Genomic DNA, 24302 nt, shown 5'->3' on the forward strand with positions numbered 1-24302 from the left:
ACCCCACCAACCGGGCACCCCCCAATCCGAATTCGAACACCACCTCGAAATCGCGATCCTCACCTTCACCCACACCCGCCGCGACGAACAACGCCGAAACACCCCACCACCCACACGATTCCCCGACGTACAACCCCACCGCGGACCACCCGAACCCGAACACCCCGACGACGAGCCACCGCCGTTCTGACGACCGCCGCCGCCTGTCTGCTCCGACTCACCTTCGGCGTGCCCGGCCACGACGCGATCGAGCCCCGTCCGGATATCCGGACGGGGCTCGGTCGACGACGAAACGGTGCTGCTCGTCAGCCCTTGTGCGCCTTGACGGCCTCGGTGAGCTGCGGGACGACGTCGAACAGGTCGCCCACGATGCCGTAGTCGGCGATCTCGAAGATCGGGGCCTCTTCGTCCTTGTTGACGGCCACGATGGTCTTCGAGGTCTGCATGCCGGCGCGGTGCTGGATAGCGCCCGAGATGCCCAGGGCGATGTACAGCTGCGGCGACACGGTCTTGCCGGTCTGGCCGACCTGGAACTGGCCCGGGTAGTAGCCCGAGTCGACGGCGGCGCGCGAGGCACCGACAGCGGCACCCAGCGAGTCGGCGAGCTCCTCGACGACCGAGAACTTCTCGGCCGAGCCCACACCGCGACCACCCGAGACGACGATCGACGCCTCGGTGAGCTCCGGACGGTTACCGCCCTGGATCGGCTGCTTCGCGGTGATCTTCACGGCGTTCTCCGCCTCGGCCGGGACCGCCACGTCGACGATCTCACCGGCACCGGCGACACCGTCGGCCTCGATGGCGCCCGGGCGCAGCGAGGCTACCGGGGTATCGCCACCGGCGGTGGCCTCGACGGTGAACGCACCACCGAAGATCGAGTGGGTGGCGGCGCCGCCGGGGCCGAACGCGATCGCGTCGGCGACCAGGCCGGAGCCGAGGCGCGCGGCGACGCGGCCGGCGACCTCCTTGCCCTCGAACGTGGCGGCGGTGAGCACGGCGGCGGCGCCCTGGCTCTCGGCGAGCTCGGCGAGCACGCCGACCTTCGGGGTCACCAGGTAGGCGTCGGCCTCGGCCGACTCCGCACGGTAGATCTTGGCGGCGCCGGCGGCCTTGAGCTGATCGGCGATCGCGTCGGTGGTGCCGGGGGCACCCACGACGACGGCGGCCGGCTCACCCAGGGCCTTGGCGGCGGTCAGCAGCTCGGCCGTGACCTTCTTGAGCTTCCCGTCGACCTGCTCGACGAGGACGAGTACGTCTGCCATAACGGCTTCTCTCCTTAAGAGTGGGGGACGAGGGTCTTAGATGATCTTCTGGCCGATGAGGAACTGCGCGACCTTGCTGCCGCCGTCACCCTCGTCGACGACCTTCTCGCCCGCCTGCTTGGCCGGCTTCGGGGTCACGCCCGTCACCGTGGTGCCGGCGTTCGCCCCGCCGACCTCGTCGAGCTCCACGCCGATCTCCGCGAGGGAGAGCACGTTGATCTCCTTCTTCTTCGCGGCCATGATGCCCTTGAAGGAGGGGAAGCGCGGCTCGTTGATCTTCTCGTTGACCGACACGATCGCCGGCAGCGACGCCTCGAGCTCGAAGATGCCCTCGTCGGTCTCCCGCTCGCCCTTGATCGAGTCGCCCTCGACGGTGAGCTTGCGCATGTGCGTGAGCTGGGGCAGACCCAGGTACTCCGCGAGGATGGCCGGCACGGCGCCGACGCGACCGTCGGTGGCCTCGTTACCGGCGATGACCAGCTCGACACCCTCGATGGTGCCCAGCGCGCGGGCGATCACCCACGAGGTCTGGATGGCGTCCGAGCCGTGCATGGCATCGTCCTGCACGTGGACCGCCTTGTCGGCGCCCATGGACAGCGCCTTGCGGATCGCATCGGTGGCGCTCGCGGGGCCGACGGTCAGCACGGTGACCTCGCCGCCGTTGGCCTCCTTGATCTGGAGCGCCTCCTCGACGGCGCGCTCGTTGATCTCGTCCAAGTACGGGTCGATAGACCTGTCGAGGGCGAAATCATCGGCGAGCTTGCGCTCGGAACCCGTGTCGGGGACCTGCTTGATCAGTACGACTACGTTCGTCATTGGTCTTCGTCGACCTCCTGGATCATCGGATACTCGTAGGGCACATTCTCACACTGCCGGGCGGGCACGAGATCCACCCCACCACAGTGAAGCGACTCGAACGTAGCACCGCCTCACGACATTGTTTAACTGCAGAGTAAGTTACCCAGAGGTAACTGTCCATGTGGGCTGGCCCACGGCACTGTGACGACTAGGCTGGGAAGAATGTGTGACCCGCTGCCCCTGACCGGCGAGCGAACCGTCCCCGGGATCCCCGAGGAGAACTACTGGTTCCGCCGGCACGAGATCGCGTACCTCGCGATCGTCGACCGTTATGCCGGGAAATCGGTCTTCGAGGCCGGTAGCGGCGAGGGCTACGGGGCCGCGATGCTCGCCGACGGCGGCGCGCACGTCACCGCCCTGGACTACGACGAGTCGGCGGTCGCGCACGTTCGCGCCGCCTACCCGAAGGTCACCATGCTGCACGGCAACCTCGCCGAGCTGCCGCTGGACGGCGCCTCGGTGGACGCCGTCGTCAACTTCCAGGTGATCGAGCACCTCTGGGACCAGCCCCAGTTCCTCCGCGAGGTCGCGCGGATCCTGCGCCCCGGCGGCGAGCTGGCCATCTCCACGCCCAACCGCGTCACCTTCTCCCCCGGCCGCGACACTCCGCTCAACCCGTTCCACACGCGCGAGCTCAACTCCGCGGAGCTGGTCGAGCTGCTCTCCGAGGCCGGGTTCGAGGTGACCGAGAAGCTCGGCGTCTACCACGGTGATCGCCTGGCCGAGCTGGACCGCCGGCACGGCGGCAGCTTCATCGATGCGCAGATCGAACGATCGCTCGCCGGTGAGCCCTGGCCGGAGGAACTCGCGCGGGACGTGGCCGCCGTCGAGGCCCAGGACTTCGACCTGCGCTCCGACGCGCCCGAGAGCCTCGACCTGTTCTTCTACGCGCGGAAGCCCGGAGCGTGAGCGCACCGTCGGGCAGCCCGACGGTGACCGGCCGCGAGCCCGGCATGATCGCGTTCGTCCTGCACTCGCACCTCCCCTGGCTCGCCCACCACGGCGCGTGGCCCGTCGGCGAGGAGTGGCTGTACCAGTCCTGGGCCGCGTCGTACCTGCGGATGGCCGAGATGCTCGACCGCCTCGCAGACGAGGGCCGCACCGACCAGCTCACCCTCGGCGTGACACCCGTCCTCGCCGCGCAGCTCGACGATCCGTACTGCCTCGAGGCCATGCACCACTACCTCGGAAACTGGCAGCTCCGCGCGCACGAGGCCGCGCTCTCGGGCCGGCCGGCCTCCGCCGCACTCGGCGCCCGCGAGCACCGGAACTCCGCGCACGCCCTCGATCTCTTCGAGACCCGCTGGCGCCACGGCGGGACCCCGGTCCTGCGCCGTCTGGCCGACGCGGGCACCGTCGAACTGCTGGGCGGGCCCCTCGCCCACCCGTTCCAACCCCTGCTGCATCCGCGACTGCGCGAGCTGTCGCTGCGCGAGGGCCTCGCCTACGGGCGGGCCCGGCTCGGCTCCCCCGCCCGCACCGGGATCTGGGCGCCGGAGTGCGCCTACAAGCCCGGCATGGAGACCGGGTACGAGGCCGCGGGCGTCACGCACTTCATGGTCGACGGTCCGACGCTCGGCGGCGACACGGCCCTCGCGCGGCCCGTCGGCGACTCGTCCGTCCTCGCCTTCGGGCGCGACCTGCCGGTCAGCTACCGCGTCTGGTCACCCAAGTCCGGTTACCCGGGGCACGCCGCCTACCGCGACTTCTACGCCCACGACCACGCCACCGGCCTCAAGCCGAGCCGGGTGACGGGCAAGAACGTCGCGGAGGCCGACAAGGCGCCCTACGACCCGGACCGGGCCGACGCCGCGATCGACAAGCACGTCGCCGACTTCGTCGACACCGTCGTGGCCCGCGTGCGGTCCGAGAGCGCGCGGATCGGCCGGGACGCCCTGGTGGTGGCCGCGTTCGACACAGAGCTCTTCGGGCACTGGTGGTACGAGGGCCCGATCTGGCTCGAGCGCGTGCTGCGCGCCCTCCCCGAGGCCGGCGTGCGGGTGGGCACGCTGCGCTCCGCCGCGGAGGCCGGATACGTGGGCGCCCCGCGCGAGATCCCGGCCAGCTCGTGGGGCTCGGGCAAGGACTGGCACGTCTGGGACGGCCCGCAGGTGCAGGAGTTCGTCGAGCTCAACGAGGAGATCACCACGACGGTGCTCCGCGTCCTGGACAAGCGGGCCGGGCGGACGCGCGATGTCGTGAGCGATCAGGTGCTGCAGGAGGCGTTGATGTGCCTGCAGTCCGACTGGCCGTTCATGGTGTCGAAGGACACCGCTGCGGGCTACGCCCGGGACCGCGCCTACAAGCACGCGCACGCGCTGCGGGAGATCGCCGAGGCGGCCGAGCGCGGCGACGAGGCGCGCGCCGTCGCGCTGGCCCGCGCCTGGCGCCTCGCCGACGACCCGTTCCCCGGGCTCGACGCGCGCCGCCTCCCCGCGACTGCGCTGGAGGAGGACTGACATGCGCGTCCTGCTCGTCTCGTGGGAGTACCCGCCGGTCGTCGTCGGCGGGCTCGGCCGGCACGTCCACCATCTCGCACTGCAGCTGCGCGACCAGGGACACGACGTGGTCGTGGTCTCCAGGCAACCCACCGGCACCGACCCGCGCAGCCACCCCACCTCGGACACCGTGGTCGACGGCATCCGAGTGATCATGGCCGCCGAGGACCCGCTGGCCCTCGACTTCGGCACCGACATGATGCCGTGGGTGCTCTCGATGGGGCACTCGATGCTGCGCGCGGGGCTGCGGCTGGCCGGTTACAACCCGACCGCGGGCGAGGACGCCCTGCACGGCACGAGCACCGTCGGGCGCCCCTGGGTCCCCGACGTGGTGCACGCGCACGACTGGCTCGCCGCGCACGCCGCAGTCGGGCTCGCCGAGGCCTTCGACACACCGCTCGTCGCCACGATCCACGCCACCGAGGCCGGCCGGCACAGCGGCTGGGTGTCCGGCCCGGTGAACCGGCAGGTGCACTCGACCGAGTGGTGGCTCGCCAACGAGGCCGACGCGGTGATCACCTGCTCGCGATCGATGTCCGACGAGGTCGGCCGCCTGTTCGGGCCCGGACTCGCGCAGCTGCACACCATCGCGAACGGCATCGACTCCTCGCTGTGGCCGTTGGGCGATCGGTCGTCATCGGGGGCCCGACGGGGCGCGCCCCGCCTGCTCTACGTCGGCAGGCTCGAGTACGAGAAGGGCGTGCAGGACCTCATCGCCGCGCTGGCCCGGGTACGTCGCACGCACCCCGGGACCACGCTGACGGTGGCCGGCGACGGCACGCAGGCGGCCTGGCTGCGCGACGTCGCGCGGGAGCACCGCGTGTTGCGCGCCGTCGAGTTCACGGGCGCCCTCGACCACGAGGAGCTCGTCGCGCAGTTGCACTCGGCCGACGCCCTGGTGATCCCGTCACGCTACGAGCCCTTCGGCATCGTCGCGCTCGAGGGTGCCGCCACCGGCATCCCCGTCATCGCCACCACCGCGGGCGGCCTGGCCGACTTCATCCGCACCGGCGAGACCGGGTTGTCCGTGGAGCCCGCCGACGTGCCCGCGCTGACCGCGGCGATCCGCACGGTCCTGGACGAGCCGGCCACGGCACACCTGCACGCCCGCGCCGCGCGCGCCGAGGTCGAGGAGCTCACCTGGGACGCCGTGGCGCGCGAGACGGCGCAGGTCTACCTCGCCGCGAAGCGCCGGCCGCGTACCCCGCTGGGGCGACGCGTGATCGACGAGCGGCCCCTGCCGGAGCGGGACCCCACGAACCCGGTGTAACCGGCCACGCGGCGATCGAGCGAGCCGCTAACGTGCCGTGAGGCCCGCCGGGTCCAACCCGACCGGATGCCCGGCGACGAGCAGCACCTGCGCGCGGGAGAACTCCCCATCCGCCTCATAAGCACCGTTCACCAGCGAGAACGCGCGCAGCGTGATCGGCGGATCGAGATCGACGATCCAGTACTGCGGAATACCCGCCTCGGCGTACTCTGCGAACTTCATCACCCGGTCCACCCGTCGGGTGCCGTCGGACAGCACCTCGACGGCGAGACGCACGTCCCCACCACGCACACGAGGAGGGTTCGCGGCGACCACGGCCGAATCGACCACGACGACGTCCGGTATCCGCACGGTGAGCGGACTCGTCGCCAGGACCACGTCCACTTCGGCGAGCGGGGACAGTTCGACGGGTAACTCTCTCTCCAAACGCTCCACCAGGCGGTGCACCGCGCGTTGATGGAACGTGTACCCCCTCGGTGACACGGTGCGGACCCCCTCGACGACCTCGATCTTCAGTCGTTCGTCCTCGGGGAGCTCACACCACTCAGCGAAGCTGTACAGGTGGTCGGTCATCACCGGCATCGTCACGATCTCCCCCTCGGCTCACGACGTCGTTGAAGGGTTGCACGGTCCACCGACAAGTTTACGAGCCCGGCGTCGCACTGGCCGGGTCATTCCGCCGGCAGCCCGCGGGCCTCGGCCTTCTTGCGCTCGATGTCGGCGAGGGCGCGCTCGAGCTCGGCGCGCTCGGCGATCGACGCCTCCCACATGTCCTTGCGGTTCTTGACCACCCGGGCGGGCGAGCCGACGGCGATCGAGTAAGGCGGGATCTCGCCCCGGACCACGGCGTGCGCGCCGAGGACGGTGCCGTGCCCGATGAGCGTGTTGCGAGTGACGGTCACCTTGGTGCCGACCCACGTGTCGCCGCCGATCCGGACGGGCCCCTTGACGATGCCCTGGTCCTTGATGGGGACGTTGATGTCGTCCATCTTGTGGTCGAAGTCGCAGATGTAGCACCAGTCCGCGACGAGCGACGCCGGGCCGAACTCGATGTCGAGGTAGCAGTTGACCACGTTGTCGCGGCCGAACACCGACTTGTCGCCGATGCGCAGCGAGCCCTCGTGGCAACGGATCTTGTTCGAGTCCCCGATGTGCACCCAGCGGCCGATCTCCATCCGCCCGAGTCCCGGCGTCGCGTGGATCTCGACGTTCTTGCCGAGGAAGACCATGCCCTTGAGCACGATGTGCGGGTTGGCCAGCCGGAACTTGAGCAGCCGGAAGTACCGCACCAGGTACCAGGGCGTGTAGGCCTTGTTCTTGAGGACCCAGCGCAGCGAGGCGGGCGTCAGGAACCGCGCCTGCTGATCGGCCTGCCGGGCGTGACGCCACCGCGATCGATACGGTGCGTTCCACATGCTCGTCATGCCCGCGAGCCTATCCGGCAGGTGCGCCCCGCCGGTCCGGTACGCCTCTCGCGCTAGTCTGTGGAGCGGTCGGACGTCCGAGGCATAGGTCGAGCAGAGGAGAGACATGCGGTTGGGTAGGCGCGCGCGCACACTGGGCGCGACGGTCGCCGCCGCGGCGGTCCTGGCCTCGTGCACGCCGGACACCACCTGGGTGTACGCGAACGATTCCGCCGCCTGGCCCGGCATGTACGGCGACTCCCGCAACAACTCCTACGCGGACCGGGATGCCGCATCGTCACTGGTCCCCGCGTGGACCCGCGACCTCGTCGGCCCCAACGCCGTGGCGCCGGCGATCTCCAATCGCGGGGTCGTGTCCGTGACCGCCCGCACCGACGCCGGATGCACCACCTTCAGCCTCGAACTGACCGTGGGCCGCAAGACCTACTGCCGTCGCGACGCCGCGGGCGCCGACCTGCAGGCACCCGTCGTGGACCAGTTCGAGTACACCTATCTCGGCGTGCCCGGCTGGCTCTACAGCTTCAACCCCGACAACCAGGTCCGTTGGCGCTACCCCACGGCGGGCACGCCGCTGTGGATCAAGCTCGCGGGCGACAACACGGTCCTCGCCGTCACCCACCTCGGGCAGATGGTGCTCGTCGACTCGCACGACGGGACGGCCGCCGGCGCCGCGATCGGCCTGCTCCCGCAGGTCTCCGCCAACGACAACGGCGGTGGCATCGCGGACTGCGCCACGAACGGGCCCGGCTGCCCCGTCTCCGGGCCGCCCGCGGTCGACACGAGCGCGGAGCGCGCGTACATCGTCGTCGGCGGGACGAACGGCGCACCGTCGAAGGTGATGGCGGTCGATTACGGCCGGACCGGAGGCAGGCACGACCTGCGGTACGCCTGGGAGCGCAAGGACCTGCCCGACGGTGCCGTCGGCTCGCCCGCGCTGTCGGCGGACCGGTCCACGCTGTACGTGAACCTGCTGGGCAAGAAGCTGGCCGCACTCGACGCGAAGACCGGCCGGACGAAGTGGACCCACGACCTCGGGTACCAGAGCACGCTGCCACCGTCGGTGGCGCCCGACGGGACCATCATCACGGCCGCGCCCGGGCTGCAGCGCGCGTCGTTCGTCGCGCTGCAGGACGAGGGCGAGAGCGTCCGCGAGGTGTTCAAGCGCACCGACGTGGCGATGGTCTCGCCGGTGACGCAGATCCGCGGCGGCATCGGCTACGCGGTGGTCCGGTCCTGGGCGGGCGTCCAGTCGCAGCTCATCGAGTTCCGCACGGACACCGGCACGACGCTGCGCACCTTCGACCTGCCGGACTCGGTCAAGTCCTCCTCGGGCGTCTCGATCGGGCCCGACGGTGAGCTGGTCACCGTCGGCAACGACGGCACCGTCTACGCCTTCACCTCGGGCCGCCGCACGGGCGACAGCGTCGTCAAGGAGTAGGCAGCGGTAGTCTGACCCTCATGGTCCGGCAGCCCCTCACCCCCGAACAGATCGCCGCGGGTCGGCGTCTCGGGGCTCGGCTGCGCACGGCACGCGGCACCCGCAGGCCCGACGAGGTGGCACGCGCGGCCGGGATCTCCCCGGAGACGCTGCGCAAGATCGAGACGGGCCGGATGGCGACACCGGCGTTCGGCACCGTCGTCGCGTTGGCGGCGGTGCTCGGCGAGCCCCTGGACGCGCTGGCCTCGGAGTATCTGGACGCCGAGGGGCTGCGCCGCACCGGATAGCGCGTGGTATTTTAATACCATGATGGAGCTCAAGACCCCCGCCGAGATCGCGAAGATGCGCACCACCGGCATCTTCATCGCCGAGTTGCTCGATGAGCTGACCGGCATGGCCGAGGTCGGCATGAACCTCATGGAGCTCGAGTACCGCGCACGCACGATGATCGAGGAGCGCGGCGCCGTGTCCTGCTACTGGGACTACGCCCCCTCCTTCGGCAGCGGACCCTTCCGCAATGTCACGTGCCTGTCCGTGAACGACGCCTGCCTGCACGGACTCCCCCACGAGCACGTCTTCGCCGACGGCGACCTGCTCACGGTCGACATCGCGGTGACCATCGACGGCTGGACCGCCGACGCCGCCCGCAGCGTCAGCGTGGGCACGGCTCGCCCGGAGGACACGAGGCTCATCGAGTGCACGCGCGAGGCGCTCGACGCCGCGATCGAGGAGATGCGGCCTGGCAACAAGCTGGGCACCGTCTCGGCGGCGATCGGCGCGATCGCGAAGAAGTACGGCTACCCGGTGAACACCCAGTTCGGCGGCCACGGGATCGGCCGGACCATGCACGAGGACCCGCACGTGCCCAACACCGGGAAGGCCCGCAAGGGCATGCTGCTCCGGACCGGCACGACACTCGCGCTGGAGCCCTGGTTCTGCGCCACCACCGACGAGATCACCGTCGACCCCGACGGCTGGACCCTGCGCTCCGCCGACGGCTCCCGCGCCGCCCACAGCGAGCACACCGTGGCCGTGACCGAGGACGGTCCGCTGGTCCTCACCGCGCCGGCGTAGCCGGACACTCACGCGGCGCCCGCCCTGGATCCACGGCCCCGGCAACGTGGTTCGCGGGGCGGTAGCGCTCAGCGCTGCGCGCCGATGAGCACCCGGGCGGCCTGGCGCGCACCGTCGACCACGCCGTCCGGTCCGAGGATGGCGGCGGTGGTGAGGGCGCCCTCCGTGAGGAGGCCGATCTGGATCGCGACGCGCTCCGGCAGGCCCGCGTCGGCGACCAGCGCCGTCAGCTCGTCCTGGTAGCAGGACTTGTTGTGCTGCGCCGCCTCGGCGACGGTGGCCGACGTGGCGCCGAGTTCGCCGTAGCTGTTGATGAACGAGCAGCCGCGGAAGTCGTTCTCGGCGAACATCTCATCGAGCCAGTCGAAGACCGCGAGGACCCGCCCCTCCGGCCCGTCCGCCCGGTCGACGTACTTGTGCAGCCCCTCGGTCCAGCGGCGGTCGCGGATGGCGAGCACCTCGGCGACGAGTACATCCTTCGAGGGGAAGAGCTTGTAGATCGCCTTGAGCGAGACGCCGGCGGCGGTACGGATCTCGTCCATGCCGACGGCCTGGATCCCCTTGCCGTAGAAGAGCTTCTCCGCCGCCTCCAGCACGGCGGCGCGCTGTTGATCCGTATCCATTCCGCATGACCCCTTGACGAGAGAACGATCGTTCCCCTACTGTAGCAGCCAGCGGGAGAACGATCGTTCTCCGCCGGAGCCGACAAGGAGCAGATCATGACCAGGACCATCCTCGAGCCCGCCGCCCGGGCCTTCGCCGACGCCACCGCCAACCCGCCCTACCTGTTCGACCTCGGCCCCGTCGAGGGCCGCAGGACCGTCGACGAGGTGCAGTCCGGCGAGGGCGTCGCGCTCCCCGAGGTCGACGAGGAGTGGGTCACGGTGCCCGGCGGGCCCACCGGCGAGGTCCGCACCCGCATCGTCCGACCGAAGGGTGCCACCGGTGTCCTGCCGGTCATCCTCTACGTCCACGGCGCGGGCTGGGTGTTCGGCAACGCCCACACGCACGACCGCCTGGTCCGCGAGTTCGCCGTCGGCACCGGCGCGGCCGTCGTCTTCCCCGAGTACGACCTCTCCCCCGAGGCGCGCTACCCGATCGCGATCGAGCAGAACTACGCCGTCGCGCAGTGGGTCGTGAACTCCGGCGCCGAGAAGAACCTCGACGGCACCCGCATCGCCGTCTCCGGCGACTCCGTCGGCGGCGACATGGCGGCCGTGCTCGCCCTGCAGGCCAAGGCCCGCGGCGACGTGCGGCTGGCCGCCCAGGTCCTGCTGTACCCGGTGGTCGACGCGGACTTCGAGACCGGCTCGTACCACGAGTTCGCCGAGGGCTACTTCCTGCGCCGCGACGCCATGCAGTGGTTCTGGGACCAGTACACGACCGACGAGGCGCAGCGCGCCGAGATCTTCGCCTCGCCGCTGAGCGCCACCGTCGAGCAGCTGCGGGACCTGCCGCCGGCCACCGTCATCACCGCGGAGGCCGACGTCCTGCGCGACGCCGGCGAGGCCTACGCCGCGAAGCTCCGCGAGGCCGGCAACCAGGTGACCGCCGTGCGCGTGGGCGGCGTCATCCACGACTTCATGATGCTCAACGCGCTGCGCGAGACCCACGGCGCGCAGGCCGCCTTCGACCTCGCGATCGCCGCGTTCCGCCGCGCGCTCGCCTGAGCTGAGCCCCGCCTGAGCCGAGCCCCCGCACACACCACGACGGCCCCGGGCATCCGCCCGGGACCGTCGCGCGCGGTCGATCAGTCGTGGATGATCACGCCGCGGATGTTCTTGCCCTCGCGCAGATCCGCGTAGCCCTGGTTCACGTCCTCCAGGGAGTAACGGGTGGTGATCAGCTCGTCGAGCTTGAGCTCCCCCGCGTCGTAGAGACGCAGCAGCCGGACGATGTCGTACTGCGGGTTCATCGATCCGAACAGCGTGCCCATGATCGTCTTCTGGTTCAGCGTGAGATCGGTGCCGGAGACGTGGACGGTGAGCTTCTCGGGGTCGGCGAGGCCCGTGATGACGACCTTGCCGCCCTTGCCGATCGCCGCCGTCGCGTCCTGGACCACCTTCTCGTCGACGGTGCCCACCAGGATCAGCGCGGCGTCGGCGCCCTGGCCCCAGGTCAGCTCGGTCACCTTCGCCTGCGCCTCCTCCGCGGTGGCGAAGGCGTGCGTCGCACCGAACTTCAGCGCCGTGTCGCGCTTGAGGGCGACGGGGTCGACCACCACGACGTACTTGCAACCCGCCGACACCGCGCCCTGCACGGCGTTGATGCCGAGGCCGCCGATCCCGTAGATCACTGCGGTGTCGCCGGGGCGCAGGCCGCCGGCCGAGACCGCGGTCCCCCAGCCCGACGGGACGCCGCAGCCCACCAGCACGGCCGTCTCCAGCGGGAGCCAGTCGTCGATCTTCACCACCGAGTGCTGGCTGACGGTGGCGCGCTCGGCGAAGGTGCCGAGCATGCACATGGCACCGAAATCCTTTCCACCGCCGTGGAACCGGAAGGTCCCGTCGGGCATCGAGCCCTCGAGGATGGTGGCGCCGAGGTCGCACAGGTTCTGGCGGCCCGTCGAGCAGTAGCGACAGGTGCCGCAGTTCGGGATGAAGCTGCAGACCACGTGGTCGCCGGGCTTGACCTTCGTGACGCCGGGGCCGACCTCCTCGATGATTCCGGAGCCCTCGTGGCCGCCCACGATCGGATAGCGCGGCGGGAGGTCACCGTCGGTCAGATGCAGATCCGAGTGGCACAGGCCGGCGGCGGTGTACTTGATGAGCACCTCGCCGGGGCCGGGGCCGTCGAGATCGAGTTCCATGATCTCGAAGGGCTTTCCGGCCTCGAGCAGCACTGCGGCTTTGGTCTTCATGATGGGTTCCTCTCCGCGTCAGAGCGCGATGTTGACGGACTTGGTCTGGGTGTAGAGGTCGATCGCGGAGTCGCCGAGCTCGCGACCCCAGCCGGACTGCTTGAAACCGCCGAAGGGCAGCGCCGTGTCGAAGCCGTTGTACTGGTTGACCCACACCGATCCGGCCTCGACGGCCGCGGCGGTGCGGTGCGCCTTGGAGACGTCCTTGGTCCAGATCCCCGCGGCGAGGCCGTAGATCGAGTCGTTGGCGGCGCGCACCACGTCGTCCTCGTCGTCGAAGGGCAGGGCCGCGACGACCGGGCCGAAGATCTCCTCCTCGACTATGGAGAAGCCGGGCTCGACGTCCACGAAGACGGTGGGCTCGATGAAGTAGCCCTGATCGCCCCAGCGCTTGCCGCCCGTCAGCGCCCGCGCACCGTCGGCCAGTCCCTGCTGGATGTACCCGTTGACGCGGTCGAACTGCTCCTGCGAGACCAGCGGGCCGAGCTCGGTGGTCGGGTCGAGACCGGGACCGATCTTGGCGGCGGCCGCGGCATCGGCGACGGCCTGGGTGAACTCGTCGAAGATGGACCGCTGCACGAACATCCGGGTGCCGGCGACGCAGCACTGGCCGTGGTTGAAGGTCCACGCGGCGACCGAGCCGGCGACGGCGGCCTCGATGTCGGCATCCGCGAACACGATGTTGGGGCTCTTCCCGCCCAGCTCCAGCGAGACCTTCTTGAGGTTGCCGGTGGCGGCGGAGACGATCTTCTTGCCCACCTCGGTGGAGCCGGTGAAGGCCACCTTGTCGACGTCGGGATGGCCCGACAGCGCGGCGCCGGCGTCGCCGAAGCCGGGGACGATGTTCACCACGCCCGGCGGGAAACCCGCCTCCTCGAAGACCTCGCCGAGCATCAGCGCCGTGAGCGGGGTCTGCTCGGCGGGCTTGAGCACCACCGTGTTCCCGGCGGCGAGCGCGGGCGCCAGCTTCCACGTGGCCATGAGGATCGGGAAGTTCCACGGCACGATCTGGCCGCACACGCCGAGCGACTCGCGGCGGGTGTACGCGTGGAACTCGGCGCCGGGGGCGAAGGGCATCGACGGGGTGACCGCGGCGCCGCGGATCTTCGTGACGAGGCCGGCGTTGTAGCGCCAGACATCGGCGGACCAGCCCACGTCGACGCCGGTGGCGATGGCGACCGACTTGCCGTTGTCGAGGGCCTCGAGCTGCCCGAAGATCTCGGCCCGCTCGGAGAGGATGTCGCCGACCCTCCAGATCAGGCGCTCGCGCTCGTTGGGCTTCATCCGCGACCACGGGCCCTCGTAGGCGGCGCGGGCGGCGGCGACGGCCCGGTCGATGTCGGGGGCCTCGCCGTGCGCGACCCGGGTGATCACCTGGCCGGTGGCCGGGTCGTGGGTGTCGAAGGTGCGGCCGGACACCGCGTCGACCCACTGTCCGCCGATCAGCATCCTCCGATCCCGGGAGACGAAGTCGGCGACGGCGGGAAGCAGATCTGGCACAGCGATGGTGGTCATCGGATTCTCCTTGCGAACCGCGGGTGTGATGCACGCCACGTGGCGTCACCTACAGTTCTCGCACGGAGCGAGCGGCCGGCCGTGTTCGGAAACTGGACACTCCGGGTGAACGATCACCGGACAGCGTGCAGCCGCGGACCCCCGTCCACCGGCCCGGACGGTCCGATCAGCCCGAAATCCCGAGCGCCCGGATGCGGGCGTACAGCGTGGTGCGGCTGATCCCCAGCTCCGTCGCGGCGCGGCTCTTGTTGCCGGCGGCGGACGCGAGCGCGGCGAGGATCGCCTGCCGCTCCGCCTGCTCCATCCCCCGCAACCGGGCCGCGCGGGTCGAGCCGCGGTATTCGGCCGGCAGGTCCGCCGCGGTGAGGATGCGCCCAGCCCGCGCGAGGACGACGCCCGCGGCCTCGGTGAGCACCATAGACAACTCCGTGAGGTTGCCCGGCCACTCCTGCGAGAGCAGGGCGTCCGCGGCGTCGGCGCCGAGTTCGAGGCGCGGATCGATCGCGGCCACGAGCCCCTGCCCGAGAGCGGCCATCTCCGTGGTCCGCTCCCGCAGGGGCGGCATCACGATCCGCCGCCGGCAGCACGCGACCAGTGCGGCGACGGCGGGCGAGAGCGTCTCCGCCGGTCCTGTCACGACCACGATCGAGACCGCCGGGCCCGGCCCCGGGTTCGCGACGGCCGCGTGCAGGAGCCGGGCCGATCGCTCGTCGAGCAGGTCCGCGCCGTCGACGACGAGGCCCCGGCACGCCTCCCGGCACGCGCGCAGCACCGCGGGCACGTCCGGCTCGCGACCGGCGAGGATCGTCCCGGCCACATCGAGGACGACGTGCGCGTCCTCGACGACGCAGGTCAGCGCGCGCGTGCTTCGGCCGGTACCGGGCTCCCCGCTGACGGCGACGGTCGGCGCGGTCGCGACCCGCGGGGCGGCCACCGGTGCGCAGGGCCCGTCGGGGCGCGGGCGGAGCCGGAACACCGCGGCGTGCGGCGCACCGTCGGGCCTGGTGACCAGCACGTCCGCGACCACGCCCGAGACGAGGGTGAGCGTGGCCGTGCGCGGCGCGCCGTCGGCGAGCAGGAGGCGCAGGGTGCCGAAGTCGCCGGGGCGAGCAGCGCCGCGGCGGCGGCATTGGTGAGCTGCAGATCGTCGCCGATCGCGACGACGGCGACGTCCCGGCGCCGGGCCTGCCGCTGGTAGGCCGCGATGACCGCCTGGTGCGAGGCGTGCGAGCGGTCGAGCAACCGGTCTGAGATGTCGTCCACCAGGCCGCGGACCAGCGGGATCGACAGCGGGTTGATCCGGTCCGCGACCTCGGCCATGCAGATGACGCCGGCGAGGCGCCGCGTCGCGGGGTGGATGATCGGGCGCCCGAAGCAGCTCAGCGCGCGGAACTGCTCGAGATAGTGCTCCGCGCCGTTGATCGTCACGTCGCCCCGGACCTCGAGCGGCGTGCCCAGCGCGGTGGTACCCATCTCCTCCTCGCCGAATCCCGCGCCCGCGATGGCTCCGAGGCCCTCGAGGCGGCGCTCCAGGGTCAGGTCGGCCGACACTCGGGCCACGAGCCGGGAGCGGTGGTCCACCAGCAGGAGCGCGGTGTTCGACCCGCTGAGCACGGTTGCCGCCCGGGCCAGCACGGGCCGGGCGGCGTCGAGAAGGGTGTCTGCGGCCTCGACGGCGCCGATCTCGGGGTCGGGGTGCGCGTCGGGGCGCAGGCCCGCGCGGTCCGAACGCAGCCACGAGGCCGCGATCACCGGCCGGTGCAGGGAGGTCTCCACCGCCTCAGTGTGACATGAATCACGAGATATGACACTCAGTGTCGGAACACGGGTCGCAGCCGGTGCAGGGCCTCCTCGATCTCCGCGGTCGCGCCGGCGAAACTGAGCCGGATCGTCCGCCGACCGCGCACGGTGTCGAAGTCCAGCCCCGGCGTGATCGCGACGCCGGTCTCGTCGAGCACCCGCGCGCACCAGGCCAGCGAGTCGTCGGTGAGGTGGCCGATGTCGGCGTAGGCGTAGAACGCGCCGTCCGGGGGCGCGACCTCGGTGACGCCCAGCTCCCGCAGCCCGGCCAGCACGACCTCGCGGTTGCGCGCGTACCCGGCGACGTGCCCGTCGAGCTCCGCACGCGCCTCGTCGGAGAACGCCGCGACGGCGGCGTACTGGCTGATCGCGGGCGGGCAGATGGTCATGTTCGCGGTGAGCCGCTCGACGGGCCGCCGCAGGTACTCGGGCAGCAACATCCAGCCGAGCCGCCAGCCCGTCATCGCGAAGTACTTCGACACCGAGCCCATCACCACCTGCTCGCGCGAGGATTCCCACGCGCACGACGTGGGCCGGCCGTAACTCACGCCGTGGTAGATCTCGTCGGAGATGAGCAGCGTGCCGTGCGCCTCGCACCAGCGCGCCAGGGCCGCCAGCTCCGACGGTGCCAGGATCGTCCCGGTCGGGTTCGCCGGGCTCGCGACGATGAGGCCCTTGGGCGGCGCATCGAGCGCTTCCAGCATCGCGACGGTGGGCTGGTAGCGGGTGTCCGCGCCGCAGTCCAGCTCGACGACCTCGCAGTCCAGCGCCTTCAGCGTGTTCCGGTAGGCGGGATAGCCGGGCCTCGCCATGACGACGGTGTCGCCCGCGTCGAAGGCGGCGAGGAAGATCAGCGTGAACGCGCCCGACGATCCGGTGGTCACGGCCACCGCCGCCGGCGGGACGTCGAGGCCGTAGGCGCGGCCGTAGTGCGCGGCGATGGCCTCGCGCAGCGGCGCGATGCCCAGCGACTCGGTGTAGCCGAGCGGCCCCGCGTCCAGCGCCGCGTGCGCGGCGGCGAGCACCGCCTTCGGCGCCCCGGCACTGGGCTGGCCCGCGGCCAGCGAGATCACGTCGCCGTGCGTCTCCCGGCGCCGCGCCGCCGCGGCCAGCACGTCCATGACGTGGAACATCTCGACATCGGATCGGCGCGATTCCTGCATGCGTTCCATGGTGTCACCCACCGCTCAGCCGAAACCGGGAACCGTCCGAAGCCGCGGATCGTCGAGCGGAATGGTGGAGGCGTGCGCGTTGGGCGTTCGAGCAGGTGCTCAGACGACCACGAGTGACGACAAGCGCCGCAGCTACTGGAGGACGGTAGCCCGCCGTCAGGCAGCGCATCTCGCCGAGGACACGAGTCGGGACCTTGGGATCCCCGTCGACCCCGCGGCACAGAAGATCCTCAACGAGGAGGCCCGGGAGATCGCCGAATCGGCCTGATCAGCGCGTCGGGCGGGTCAGGTAGGCGATCACCTGGCGCCCGATCCTGGTGATCACCACCGTCATCGGCTGCGATCCCTCCAGCTTCAGCTTCTTCCGCAGCACGTCCGGGTCCACGCCTGCTCCGCGGGTGAGGATCTCCACCGACCCCACGTCACGACGGCGCAGCTCCGCCCGCAGTGACTTCTCCGAGAACTTCGCGACATCGAGGATCTCGAAGCCGCGCTCCCCCGCCGGCACGGCGTCGCCCGTCAGATAGGCGATGTGCGGGTCCAGCTGCCAGAGCCCGTGCCGCGCGGCGTAGTGCCGGACCAACCCGGCGCGGATGACGGCACCGTCGGGCTCGACCAGGTACTTCCCCGCGGGTTCGGCGTCCACGTCGTGCGCGTCGGAGGAGAACACCTCGTAGCCGCCCCCGCCGGCGCGGAGCACCGTCGCCCTGGTCAGCCCGGGGACGGCGACGGGGCCGGACCAGAGGCAGGCTTCGCGGACACCGCCGTCGAGCGAGACGATCTCGACCTCGCCCTGGAACGGATCCGTGGCCGCCGAACGCAGGCCGTGGTAGTCGATGCCCGGCGCGGTCTTCACCGCCAGGGACCGCCCGGCGTAGGCCTCGCGCAGGGCCGACAGCGCGGGCGAGCACTGTTCCGGGTCGACGATGCGCCGCCCGCCGGACCGGCGCGCCGGGTCGGCGATGACGACATCGGCCGTCGAGGTCGGGGTCAGCGCGTCGGCGACGTAGACCAGCGCGCGCGGCACGTTGTGCGCGGCCATCCGCGCTCGCAGCGGGTCCAGATCACTGCCGACCACCCGCGGGCAGACCTGTACCAGGGCACGCAGTTCCGCGCCGATCGAGCAGGTCACGTCGTGCACCGACAGCCACGCCAGGCGGCGGGCGCGGTGCTCCGCGACCGCCGACGGGGTGGCCTGCTGCACCGCCTCGTCGGTGAGCAGCCAGCCGTCGACATCGCCGAGCTTCGCCGCCGCGCGGCGGCGGGCCCGCACCTGCTCGATGACCGCCGGGGCGTGCGCCCCCGCGAGGCCGCGCACCGTCGCCACGTCCGACAGCAGGGAGCCCTCCGTCAGGGCCAGACGGTCCGCCGCGGCCACCGCCACGGCACCGTCGGCCGTGCGGAGATAGGCGAGATCGACCCCGTCCAAACCCTGCGCGCCCGGACTACTCGGGCTTGGTGCCCGTGATGGCCAAGTTGTAGAAGAACTTGCGCGGCACCACGCGGCGCAGCACGTTCTCGTCGAGCGCGGACAGCTTCTTCCAGCCGCCGAACGCGAACCCGGCCCAACCGAAGCCGAGCTTCTCCGGCGGAACCGCGGCCTCGAAGGTGCGCACCGGCCACCCGAGGAAGGCGGCGGTGAACTCGTCGGTGGTGGCCTTGACCTCGACGGCACCGGCGCGGGCCGCCATGGCCTCCATCTCGTCCGGGTCGAAGGTGTGGATGTCGACCACGGCCTCGAGCGCCGCGGCCCGCGAGGACTCGTCGAGCTCGGCCTGCGGGCGGCGCCAGTCCGCGAGGAAGGGCAGCTTCGTCGCGTTGGTGGTGATGCCCCAGGTGATGCGGCCGAGCCACCGGGCGTAGAAGTCACCGATCGTGGTGGGCTCGCCCGCGAACACGAAACGGCCGCCCGGCTTGAGCACGCGCAGCACCTCGCGCAGCGACTGCTCCACATCGGGGATGTGGTGCAGCACCGCGTGACCCACCACGAGGTCGAAGGTGTCGTCCTCGTACGGGATGGTCTCGGCGTCCGCGACCCGGCCGTCGACGGTGTGCCCGAGGGCCTCGCCGTTGCGGAGCGCCACCTTCACCATGCCGGGCGAGAGGTCCGTGACCGAGCCCGTCTCGGCGATGCCCGCCGAGAGGAGGTTGAGCAGGAAGAAGCCGGTGCCGCAGCCCAGCTCCAGGGCCCGGCCGTAGGGCTTCTCGTTGTCCCCGCCGGTGGCGCCCTCGAAACGGTCCCGGGCGTAGTCGATGCACCGCTCGTCGAAGCTGATGTGCCACTTCTCGTCGTACGTCTCGGCTTCCCAGTCGTGGTAGAGCACCTGGGCGAGCTTCGTATCGGAGAACGCGGCCGCAACCTCGTCCGCGGTGGCGTGCGGGTTGGGGGCCGGCTGCTGGTCGGTCATGGAGGCCTTTCGAGAAGATTGTTCCCGCCAGGTTACCGCCCGGTCAGTTCACCGCCAACACGCGTGATGAGAACGTGTTCCACCGCCGCCGCGGGCGCGGAGCTACTTGCCGACGAACTTCGCCTTGCCCGGACCGTTCTCGACGAACGAGGTCATGCCGATGGTCCGGTCCTCGGTGGCGAACAGGCCCGCGAACAGGTGCCGCTCGATGGCCAGGCCGGTGTTCAGATCGGTGTCCAGCCCCTGGTCGATGGCCTGCTTCGCGGCCCGCAGCGCCTGCGTGGCGGCGCCCGAGAACTGCTTCGCCCAGGTCAGCGCGGCGTTGTAGACCTCGTCCGGCGCGACGACCTCGTCGACGAGACCGATCTGCAGGGCCTCGTCGGCTCCGACGAACCGGCCGGTGAAGACCATGTCCTTGGCCTTCGCCGGACCCACCAGGCGGGCGAGGCGCTGCGTGCCGCCGCCACCGGGGATCACGCCGAGCAGGAGCTCCGGTACGCCCACCTTGGCGTTGTCGCCGACGATGCGCCGGTCGGCGCCCAGCGCCACCTCGAGGCCGCCGCCGAGCGCGTAGCCGGTGATGGCCGCGACGGTCGGCTTGGTGATCGATGCGATCGCCGACAGGCCGCTCTGCAGGAGCGCGATGGCCTCGCTCATGTCCGTGTAGCCCATCGCCTGCATCTCCTTGATGTCCGCGCCGGCGGCGAACACCTTCGGGCCGCCGTAGACGACGACGGCCTTGATGTCGTCACGGCGGTTCACCTCGGCGGCGAGCGCCAGGAGCTCGGTCTGGACCTGCGAGTTGATCGCGTTCATCGGCGGCCGGTTCAGGCGGATGGTGCCGATGCCGGGGTGCTCGTCGGAGGTCTCCAGGGTCACGAATTCAGTCATGACCCAAGAGGTTACCGGGTGCCCGAATATTTAGTTGGACGTCCACGTAAATCCTGGGCGGGTGCCGGCCGTCAGTAGATCGTGGCGCCGGCCGCGTACTGCTCGTACCCCGGAAACCGACGGTCCTCGCGCCGCATACCGTCGACGATCGCGACGGGCGTCAGATCCGCGGCCTCCGCGGCCCAGCCCAACACGTCCTCGACGGTCTCGAAGGGCAGCAGCTGGTGCAGCTGCGAGTACGTGGGCGCCATCAGCTTGTTGCGGCCGGCGAGCCACGCGTCGATCACCGCCTGCGGACCGAGCCACCCCGCCGACACCGCCTCGGTGGTCACGCACCGCGCGTCCTGCCCGGCGGGCAGCGCCGCGAGGTAGAACATCGTGTCGTAGCGCCGCGGGCGACCGGGCGGGGTGACCCACCGCGACAGCGGCACCAGCGCGTCCGGATCGACGCGGACACCGCACTCCTCGTGCGTCTCCCGCGCCGCGGTCACCCTCAGGTCCCCGTCGTCCGAGGGCTCGATGCCGCCGCCCGGGAACACCGTCACGTCGGGCGCGAACTCCATCCCGCTCGCGCGGGTCTGCACGAAGACCTCCAGGCCCGACGGTGCCGTCCGCAGCAGCAGGACCGTTGCCGCGGGCCGGATCGGGACGTCCGCGAGAGAGCGGGGGTGATGGGCACCTTCACCGCGGCTACCCGCCGACGGTCCCGCGCCGCCCTGGTGTCCCTGCGGAGGCAGAGCGCCCTGCCCGCTCATGCCTGCAACCTCCGCCGGCCGGGACGCGACGCTCGGCGCGCGAAGTAGCGGCCGTCCACCTCGTCGAGCAGGATCCGCTGGCTGAAGGTCTCCGACAGGACCTCGGCCGTGAGCACGTCGCCGATGAGTCCCTGCGCGACGACGCCGCCCTCCTTGAGCAGCAGCGCGTGCGTGAACCCCGGCGGGATCTCCTCGACGTGGTGCGTCACGAGCACCGTGGCGGGCGCATCGGGATCCCGTGCGAGCGTGTCGAGCCGGGCGACCAGTTCCTCGCGGCCACCGAGGTCCAGGCCGGCGGCCGGCTCGTCGAGCAGCATGAGCTCCGGATCGGTCATGAGGGCCCGGGAGATCAGCACGCGCTTGCGCTCGCCCTCGGAGAGCGTGCCGAAGCGGCGGTTCGCGAGGTGCTCGGCACCCATCGACTCGAGCACGTCGACCGCGCGGCTGATGTCCACGGCGTCGTACCGCTCGCGCCACCGGCCGAGCACCGCGTAGCCGGCCGAGACCACCACGTCGGTCACCAGCTCGTCGTCGGGCACGCGTGCCGCGAGCGCCGCCGTGCTGACGCCGATCCGGGCCGTGAGGTCCTGCACCACGGTCTTTCCCAGCACCTCCCCGAGGATGTGGGCCGTGCCCTCGGTCGGGAAGACCTGAGCGGACGCGAGGCGCATCAGAGAGGTCTTGCCGGCGCCGTTGGGGCCGATCACGACCCAGCGCTCGTCGAGCTCCACGCGCCAATCGATCGGGCCGACGAGAGTGCGCCCGTCGCGCCGCAGGCTCACGCCGCGGAAGTCGACGAGCAGGTCCTGGTCGGGTTCGTCGGCCTCGGTGGGCGTGACGGCGGGGGCGGGGGGAACAGCGGCGGGATCGGACACATCACCATCCTGCCGCACGGGGTCGGTCGCGGTTGGCAGGATGGTCCCCGTGTCCACAGACCACCGCTCCCCGTCCCCCGGTGCCGCGACCCCACTCGGCGCCCTCCCGCTGCCCGGCGGCGTGAACTTCGCCGTCCACGCGCCCCGCGCCACCGACGTGTGGGTGTGCATCGTCGACGTCGACGAAACGGGGACCCGGCACGAGCAACGCCTACGGCTGCCCGCCCAGACCGCCGGCGTGCACCACGGCTTCGTCGCGGGGATCGAGGAGGGCACGCGGTACTGCCTGCGCGCCGCGGGCCCCTGGGAGCCGGAGAGCGGACTGCGGTTCAACGAGAACAAGGCCCTCCTCGACCCGTACGCCCGCAGGATCGACGGGGCGCTCGGCGATGGAGCCGCCCTGCTGCCCTACGGGGAGGACGGCGGACCGTCGGACATCGATTCGCTCGCCGAGATCCCGCTCTCCGTCGTCACCGGGGCGCCCCCGGCGCCCGCACCCGGCCCGGGCGTGGCGTGGGACCGGACCGTGATCTGCGAGGTGCACGTGGGCTCGTACACCGCGCGGCACCCCGGCGTGCCCGAGGAACTGCGCGGCACGTACCTCGGCCTGGCCCAACCCGCGGTGCTCGACCATCTGCGCCGGATCGGCGTCACGGCGGTGGAGCTGCTGCCGGTGCAGGCGTGCCTCACGGAGCCGGGCGTGCGCTCGCGGGGCATGCGCAACCACTGGGGCTACTCGACGGGGGCCTACTTCGCCCCGGATCCCCGGTACGCGGCGAGCCCGGGCCAGGAGGTCGAGGAGTTCACTGCGATGGTGTCCGCGCTGCACGCGGCCGGCCTCGAGGTGCTCATGGACGTGGTCTACAACCACACCGCGGAGGAGTCCGTCGCCGGACCGTCGCTGGCCTGGCGCGGCCTCGACGCCCCGGGTTACTACCTCCTGGAGAACGGCGACGACCTGGACTACACCGGGTGCGGGAACACCGTCGACTGCGCCTCCCCCGCGGCGCTGCGGATGGTGCTCGACAGTCTGCGCCTGTTCGCGGGCGAGTACGGCGTCGACGGATTCCGCTTCGACCTGGCGAGCGTGCTCGGCCGCGGACGCACCGCCACCGGACCGCAGGGCCCCGTGATCCCGTTCGACCGCCGCGCACCCCTGCTGTCGGCCATCGCCGCGGACCCGCTGCTGGCCTCCCGCAAGCTCATCGCCGAGCCCTGGGACGCCACCGGCGAGGGGTATCAGGTCGGCGGGTTCCCGCCGGTGTGGGCGGAGTGGAACGATCGCTACCGCGACACCGTGCGGTCCTTCTTCGCGGGCGGCAGCACGGTGGGCGACCTCGCCTCCCGCGTGTCCGGCAGCCAGGACCTGTTCGGGGCGCAGGGCCGCACGCCCTTCTCGTCGATCAACTTCGTCACGGCCCACGACGGCTTCACCGCCCGCGACCTGGTGAGCTACGAGCGCAAGCACAACGAGGCCAACGGCGAGAAGAACCGCGACGGCACGGACAACAACCACTCCGTCAACCACGGATTCGAGGGCGGCACCACCGATCCCGCGATCCTCGCCGCCCGCGCGGCCCACGTGCGGGCCCTGCTGGCCACGCTGCTGCTGTCGACCGGCACGCCGATGCTCCTCGGCGGCGACGAGCTGGGGCACACGCAGTACGGCAACAACAACGCCTACTGCGTGCCGCTCGACACCCCGGCGGCCGATGCCTTCGCCGTGGACTGGGACGCGGCCGACGCCGACCTCACCGCGTTCGTCGCGCGCGTCGCGATGGTGCGCCGGGCGGCCCCGGTGCTGCGGCAGCACGAGTTCTTCGACGGCCGCGCGACGCAGGACGGAGAGTCCGACCTCGTCTGGTTCGCCGCCGACGGTGCCGAGATGCCCGGCGACGCCTGGCAGTCGCCCGAGGTGCGAACGCTGCAGGCCTGGGTGGACGGCTCCGACGTGCGCGCCCCCGGCCACGACCGCGCCGTCCCCGAGAAGGACGCGCTCATCATCTGGCACTCCGGCGGCGACGCCGTGATCGTGCTCGGCGGGCCGGAGTCGTGCACCCATGACTGGGAGCTCATCGTCGACACCTCACGGCCGCGCGGCGAGCCCGCGGACCGCCCGGACGGGGCTCCGGCGGTGTTCGGCTCCCGCGCGGAGGTCACCGTCTCGGGGCCGACGGTGCTGGCCTTCCAGCAGGTCTGACG

General features: G+C 71.5%; 23 protein-coding genes. 8 read left to right on the top strand and 15 right to left on the bottom strand.

Annotated elements, in window-relative coordinates; all coding sequences use genetic code 11:
* Positions 1-305: 305 nt before the first annotated feature.
* Both HF999_RS14335 and HF999_RS14340 read right to left on the bottom strand, forming a co-directional pair.
* Complete coding sequence (locus HF999_RS14335) at positions 306-1262, bottom strand: electron transfer flavoprotein subunit alpha/FixB family protein (protein WP_168546540.1); 957 nt, start codon at positions 1260-1262, stop codon at positions 306-308.
* A gap of 36 nt (positions 1263-1298) precedes the next feature.
* The gene (locus HF999_RS14340; RefSeq protein WP_168546541.1) at positions 1299-2078 is read right to left on the bottom strand and encodes an electron transfer flavoprotein subunit beta/FixA family protein; all 780 of its coding nucleotides are present in this window, start codon (positions 2076-2078) and stop codon (positions 1299-1301) included.
* A gap of 204 nt (positions 2079-2282) precedes the next feature.
* Here HF999_RS14340 and HF999_RS14345 point away from each other — a divergent pair, with 204 nt between their 5' ends.
* The 3 genes from HF999_RS14345 to HF999_RS14355 are packed head-to-tail and all read left to right on the top strand — an operon-like array spanning position 2283 to position 5888.
* Positions 2283-3029: a class I SAM-dependent methyltransferase gene (locus HF999_RS14345; protein ID WP_168546542.1), complete on the top strand. Its 747-nt coding sequence runs from the start codon at positions 2283-2285 to the stop codon at positions 3027-3029.
* Between the two features lie 44 nt (positions 3030-3073).
* Positions 3074-4579 (top strand): 1,4-alpha-glucan branching protein domain-containing protein, encoded by a 1506-nt coding sequence (locus HF999_RS14350; RefSeq protein WP_168546618.1) that lies wholly within the window; start codon positions 3074-3076, stop codon positions 4577-4579.
* A gap of 1 nt (position 4580) precedes the next feature.
* Complete coding sequence (locus HF999_RS14355; protein WP_168546543.1) at positions 4581-5888, top strand: glycosyltransferase family 4 protein; 1308 nt, start codon at positions 4581-4583, stop codon at positions 5886-5888.
* 27 nt (positions 5889-5915) lie between these two features.
* Here HF999_RS14355 and HF999_RS14360 read toward each other — a convergent pair whose 3' ends face one another.
* Both HF999_RS14360 and HF999_RS14365 read right to left on the bottom strand, forming a co-directional pair.
* A complete protein-coding gene (locus tag HF999_RS14360) occupies positions 5916-6470 on the bottom strand; it encodes a Uma2 family endonuclease (RefSeq protein ID WP_168546619.1) in 555 nt (184 codons plus the stop codon).
* A gap of 89 nt (positions 6471-6559) precedes the next feature.
* On the bottom strand, positions 6560-7312 hold the full coding sequence (locus HF999_RS14365) for an acyltransferase (protein WP_168546544.1): 753 nt from the start codon (positions 7310-7312) through the stop codon (positions 6560-6562).
* Positions 7313-7418: 106 nt separating this feature from the next.
* On the opposite strand from HF999_RS14365, the gene HF999_RS14370 reads away from it, so the two are divergent.
* Genes HF999_RS14370 through map form a run of 3 tightly spaced genes read left to right on the top strand, consistent with a single transcriptional unit; the run spans position 7419 to position 9824 of the window.
* Positions 7419-8750 (top strand): PQQ-binding-like beta-propeller repeat protein, encoded by a 1332-nt coding sequence (locus HF999_RS14370; protein ID WP_168546545.1) that lies wholly within the window; start codon positions 7419-7421, stop codon positions 8748-8750.
* A 20-nt stretch (positions 8751-8770) separates the two neighbouring features.
* Positions 8771-9037 (top strand): helix-turn-helix domain-containing protein, encoded by a 267-nt coding sequence (locus HF999_RS14375; protein ID WP_168546546.1) that lies wholly within the window; start codon positions 8771-8773, stop codon positions 9035-9037.
* 19 nt (positions 9038-9056) lie between these two features.
* Entirely contained in the window at positions 9057-9824 is a 768-nt protein-coding gene (map, locus tag HF999_RS14380; RefSeq protein WP_168546547.1) for a type I methionyl aminopeptidase, read from the top strand.
* A gap of 68 nt (positions 9825-9892) precedes the next feature.
* Here the strand turns inward: map and HF999_RS14385 are convergent, their stop codons facing one another.
* Complete coding sequence (locus tag HF999_RS14385) at positions 9893-10447, bottom strand: TetR/AcrR family transcriptional regulator (RefSeq protein ID WP_168546548.1); 555 nt, start codon at positions 10445-10447, stop codon at positions 9893-9895.
* A gap of 96 nt (positions 10448-10543) precedes the next feature.
* On the opposite strand from HF999_RS14385, the gene HF999_RS14390 reads away from it, so the two are divergent.
* Positions 10544-11494 (top strand): alpha/beta hydrolase, encoded by a 951-nt coding sequence (locus HF999_RS14390; RefSeq protein WP_168546549.1) that lies wholly within the window; start codon positions 10544-10546, stop codon positions 11492-11494.
* Between the two features lie 80 nt (positions 11495-11574).
* Here the strand turns inward: HF999_RS14390 and HF999_RS14395 are convergent, their stop codons facing one another.
* The 10 genes from HF999_RS14395 to HF999_RS14435 all read right to left on the bottom strand — a co-directional run bounded on the left by HF999_RS14395 (position 11575) and on the right by HF999_RS14435 (position 22100).
* A complete protein-coding gene (locus HF999_RS14395) occupies positions 11575-12684 on the bottom strand; it encodes an NDMA-dependent alcohol dehydrogenase (protein WP_168546550.1) in 1110 nt (369 codons plus the stop codon).
* Positions 12685-12702: 18 nt separating this feature from the next.
* Positions 12703-14199, bottom strand: coding sequence for an aldehyde dehydrogenase family protein (locus HF999_RS14400; protein WP_168546551.1), 1497 nt, complete (start codon positions 14197-14199; stop codon positions 12703-12705).
* A gap of 166 nt (positions 14200-14365) precedes the next feature.
* The gene (locus tag HF999_RS23035) at positions 14366-15133 is read right to left on the bottom strand and encodes a helix-turn-helix domain-containing protein (protein WP_312854146.1); all 768 of its coding nucleotides are present in this window, start codon (positions 15131-15133) and stop codon (positions 14366-14368) included.
* On the bottom strand, positions 15052-15975 hold the full coding sequence (locus tag HF999_RS23040) for a sigma-54-dependent transcriptional regulator family protein (RefSeq protein ID WP_312854147.1): 924 nt from the start codon (positions 15973-15975) through the stop codon (positions 15052-15054). Before HF999_RS23040 ends, HF999_RS23035 begins: the two co-directional genes overlap by 82 nt.
* Positions 15976-16010: 35 nt before the next feature.
* The gene (locus HF999_RS14410; protein WP_168546552.1) at positions 16011-17171 is read right to left on the bottom strand and encodes a pyridoxal phosphate-dependent aminotransferase; all 1161 of its coding nucleotides are present in this window, start codon (positions 17169-17171) and stop codon (positions 16011-16013) included.
* A 268-nt stretch (positions 17172-17439) separates the two neighbouring features.
* On the bottom strand, positions 17440-18600 hold the full coding sequence (locus tag HF999_RS14415; protein ID WP_168546553.1) for a class I SAM-dependent methyltransferase: 1161 nt from the start codon (positions 18598-18600) through the stop codon (positions 17440-17442).
* Between the two features lie 16 nt (positions 18601-18616).
* Entirely contained in the window at positions 18617-19579 is a 963-nt protein-coding gene (locus HF999_RS14420; RefSeq protein ID WP_168546554.1) for a class I SAM-dependent methyltransferase, read from the bottom strand.
* Between the two features lie 102 nt (positions 19580-19681).
* On the bottom strand, positions 19682-20470 hold the full coding sequence (locus tag HF999_RS14425; RefSeq protein ID WP_168546555.1) for an enoyl-CoA hydratase/isomerase family protein: 789 nt from the start codon (positions 20468-20470) through the stop codon (positions 19682-19684).
* A gap of 71 nt (positions 20471-20541) precedes the next feature.
* Positions 20542-21225, bottom strand: a complete 684-nt coding sequence (locus HF999_RS14430; protein ID WP_168546556.1) for an NUDIX hydrolase — start codon at positions 21223-21225, stop codon at positions 20542-20544.
* Positions 21222-22100 (bottom strand): ABC transporter ATP-binding protein, encoded by an 879-nt coding sequence (locus tag HF999_RS14435; RefSeq protein WP_168546557.1) that lies wholly within the window; start codon positions 22098-22100, stop codon positions 21222-21224. Before HF999_RS14435 ends, HF999_RS14430 begins: the two co-directional genes overlap by 4 nt.
* A gap of 40 nt (positions 22101-22140) precedes the next feature.
* Here HF999_RS14435 and glgX point away from each other — a divergent pair, with 40 nt between their 5' ends.
* On the top strand, positions 22141-24300 hold the full coding sequence (gene glgX, locus HF999_RS14440) for a glycogen debranching protein GlgX (protein WP_168546558.1): 2160 nt from the start codon (positions 22141-22143) through the stop codon (positions 24298-24300).
* Positions 24301-24302 lie beyond the last annotated feature (2 nt).

This window comes from Tsukamurella spumae, from assembly GCF_012396015.1.
Taxonomy (GTDB): Bacteria; Actinomycetota; Actinomycetes; order Mycobacteriales; family Mycobacteriaceae; genus Tsukamurella; species Tsukamurella spumae.

Excerpts from the sequence above, each read along its gene's own strand:
- glgX (WP_168546558.1), top strand. The coding sequence starts at position 22,141 with ATGGTCCCCGTGTCCACAGACCACCGCTCCCCGTCCCCCGGTGCCGCG.
- HF999_RS14425 (WP_168546555.1), bottom strand. The coding sequence starts at position 20,470 with ATGACTGAATTCGTGACCCTGGAGACCTCCGACGAGCACCCCGGCATC.
- HF999_RS14350 (WP_168546618.1), top strand. The coding sequence starts at position 3,074 with ATGATCGCGTTCGTCCTGCACTCGCACCTCCCCTGGCTCGCCCACCAC.
- HF999_RS14420 (WP_168546554.1), bottom strand. The coding sequence starts at position 19,579 with ATGACCGACCAGCAGCCGGCCCCCAACCCGCACGCCACCGCGGACGAG.
- HF999_RS14365 (WP_168546544.1), bottom strand. The coding sequence starts at position 7,312 with ATGACGAGCATGTGGAACGCACCGTATCGATCGCGGTGGCGTCACGCC.
- HF999_RS14335 (WP_168546540.1), bottom strand. The coding sequence starts at position 1,262 with ATGGCAGACGTACTCGTCCTCGTCGAGCAGGTCGACGGGAAGCTCAAG.
- HF999_RS14400 (WP_168546551.1), bottom strand. The coding sequence starts at position 14,199 with ATGACCACCATCGCTGTGCCAGATCTGCTTCCCGCCGTCGCCGACTTC.
- HF999_RS14430 (WP_168546556.1), bottom strand. The coding sequence starts at position 21,225 with ATGAGCGGGCAGGGCGCTCTGCCTCCGCAGGGACACCAGGGCGGCGCG.
- HF999_RS14375 (WP_168546546.1), top strand. The coding sequence starts at position 8,771 with ATGGTCCGGCAGCCCCTCACCCCCGAACAGATCGCCGCGGGTCGGCGT.
- HF999_RS14340 (WP_168546541.1), bottom strand. The coding sequence starts at position 2,078 with ATGACGAACGTAGTCGTACTGATCAAGCAGGTCCCCGACACGGGTTCC.
- HF999_RS14355 (WP_168546543.1), top strand. The coding sequence starts at position 4,581 with ATGCGCGTCCTGCTCGTCTCGTGGGAGTACCCGCCGGTCGTCGTCGGC.
- HF999_RS14360 (WP_168546619.1), bottom strand. The coding sequence starts at position 6,470 with ATGCCGGTGATGACCGACCACCTGTACAGCTTCGCTGAGTGGTGTGAG.
- HF999_RS14395 (WP_168546550.1), bottom strand. The coding sequence starts at position 12,684 with ATGAAGACCAAAGCCGCAGTGCTGCTCGAGGCCGGAAAGCCCTTCGAG.
- HF999_RS14370 (WP_168546545.1), top strand. The coding sequence starts at position 7,419 with ATGCGGTTGGGTAGGCGCGCGCGCACACTGGGCGCGACGGTCGCCGCC.
- map (WP_168546547.1), top strand. The coding sequence starts at position 9,057 with ATGATGGAGCTCAAGACCCCCGCCGAGATCGCGAAGATGCGCACCACC.
- HF999_RS14385 (WP_168546548.1), bottom strand. The coding sequence starts at position 10,447 with ATGGATACGGATCAACAGCGCGCCGCCGTGCTGGAGGCGGCGGAGAAG.
- HF999_RS14345 (WP_168546542.1), top strand. The coding sequence starts at position 2,283 with ATGTGTGACCCGCTGCCCCTGACCGGCGAGCGAACCGTCCCCGGGATC.
- HF999_RS14410 (WP_168546552.1), bottom strand. The coding sequence starts at position 17,171 with ATGGAACGCATGCAGGAATCGCGCCGATCCGATGTCGAGATGTTCCAC.
- HF999_RS14390 (WP_168546549.1), top strand. The coding sequence starts at position 10,544 with ATGACCAGGACCATCCTCGAGCCCGCCGCCCGGGCCTTCGCCGACGCC.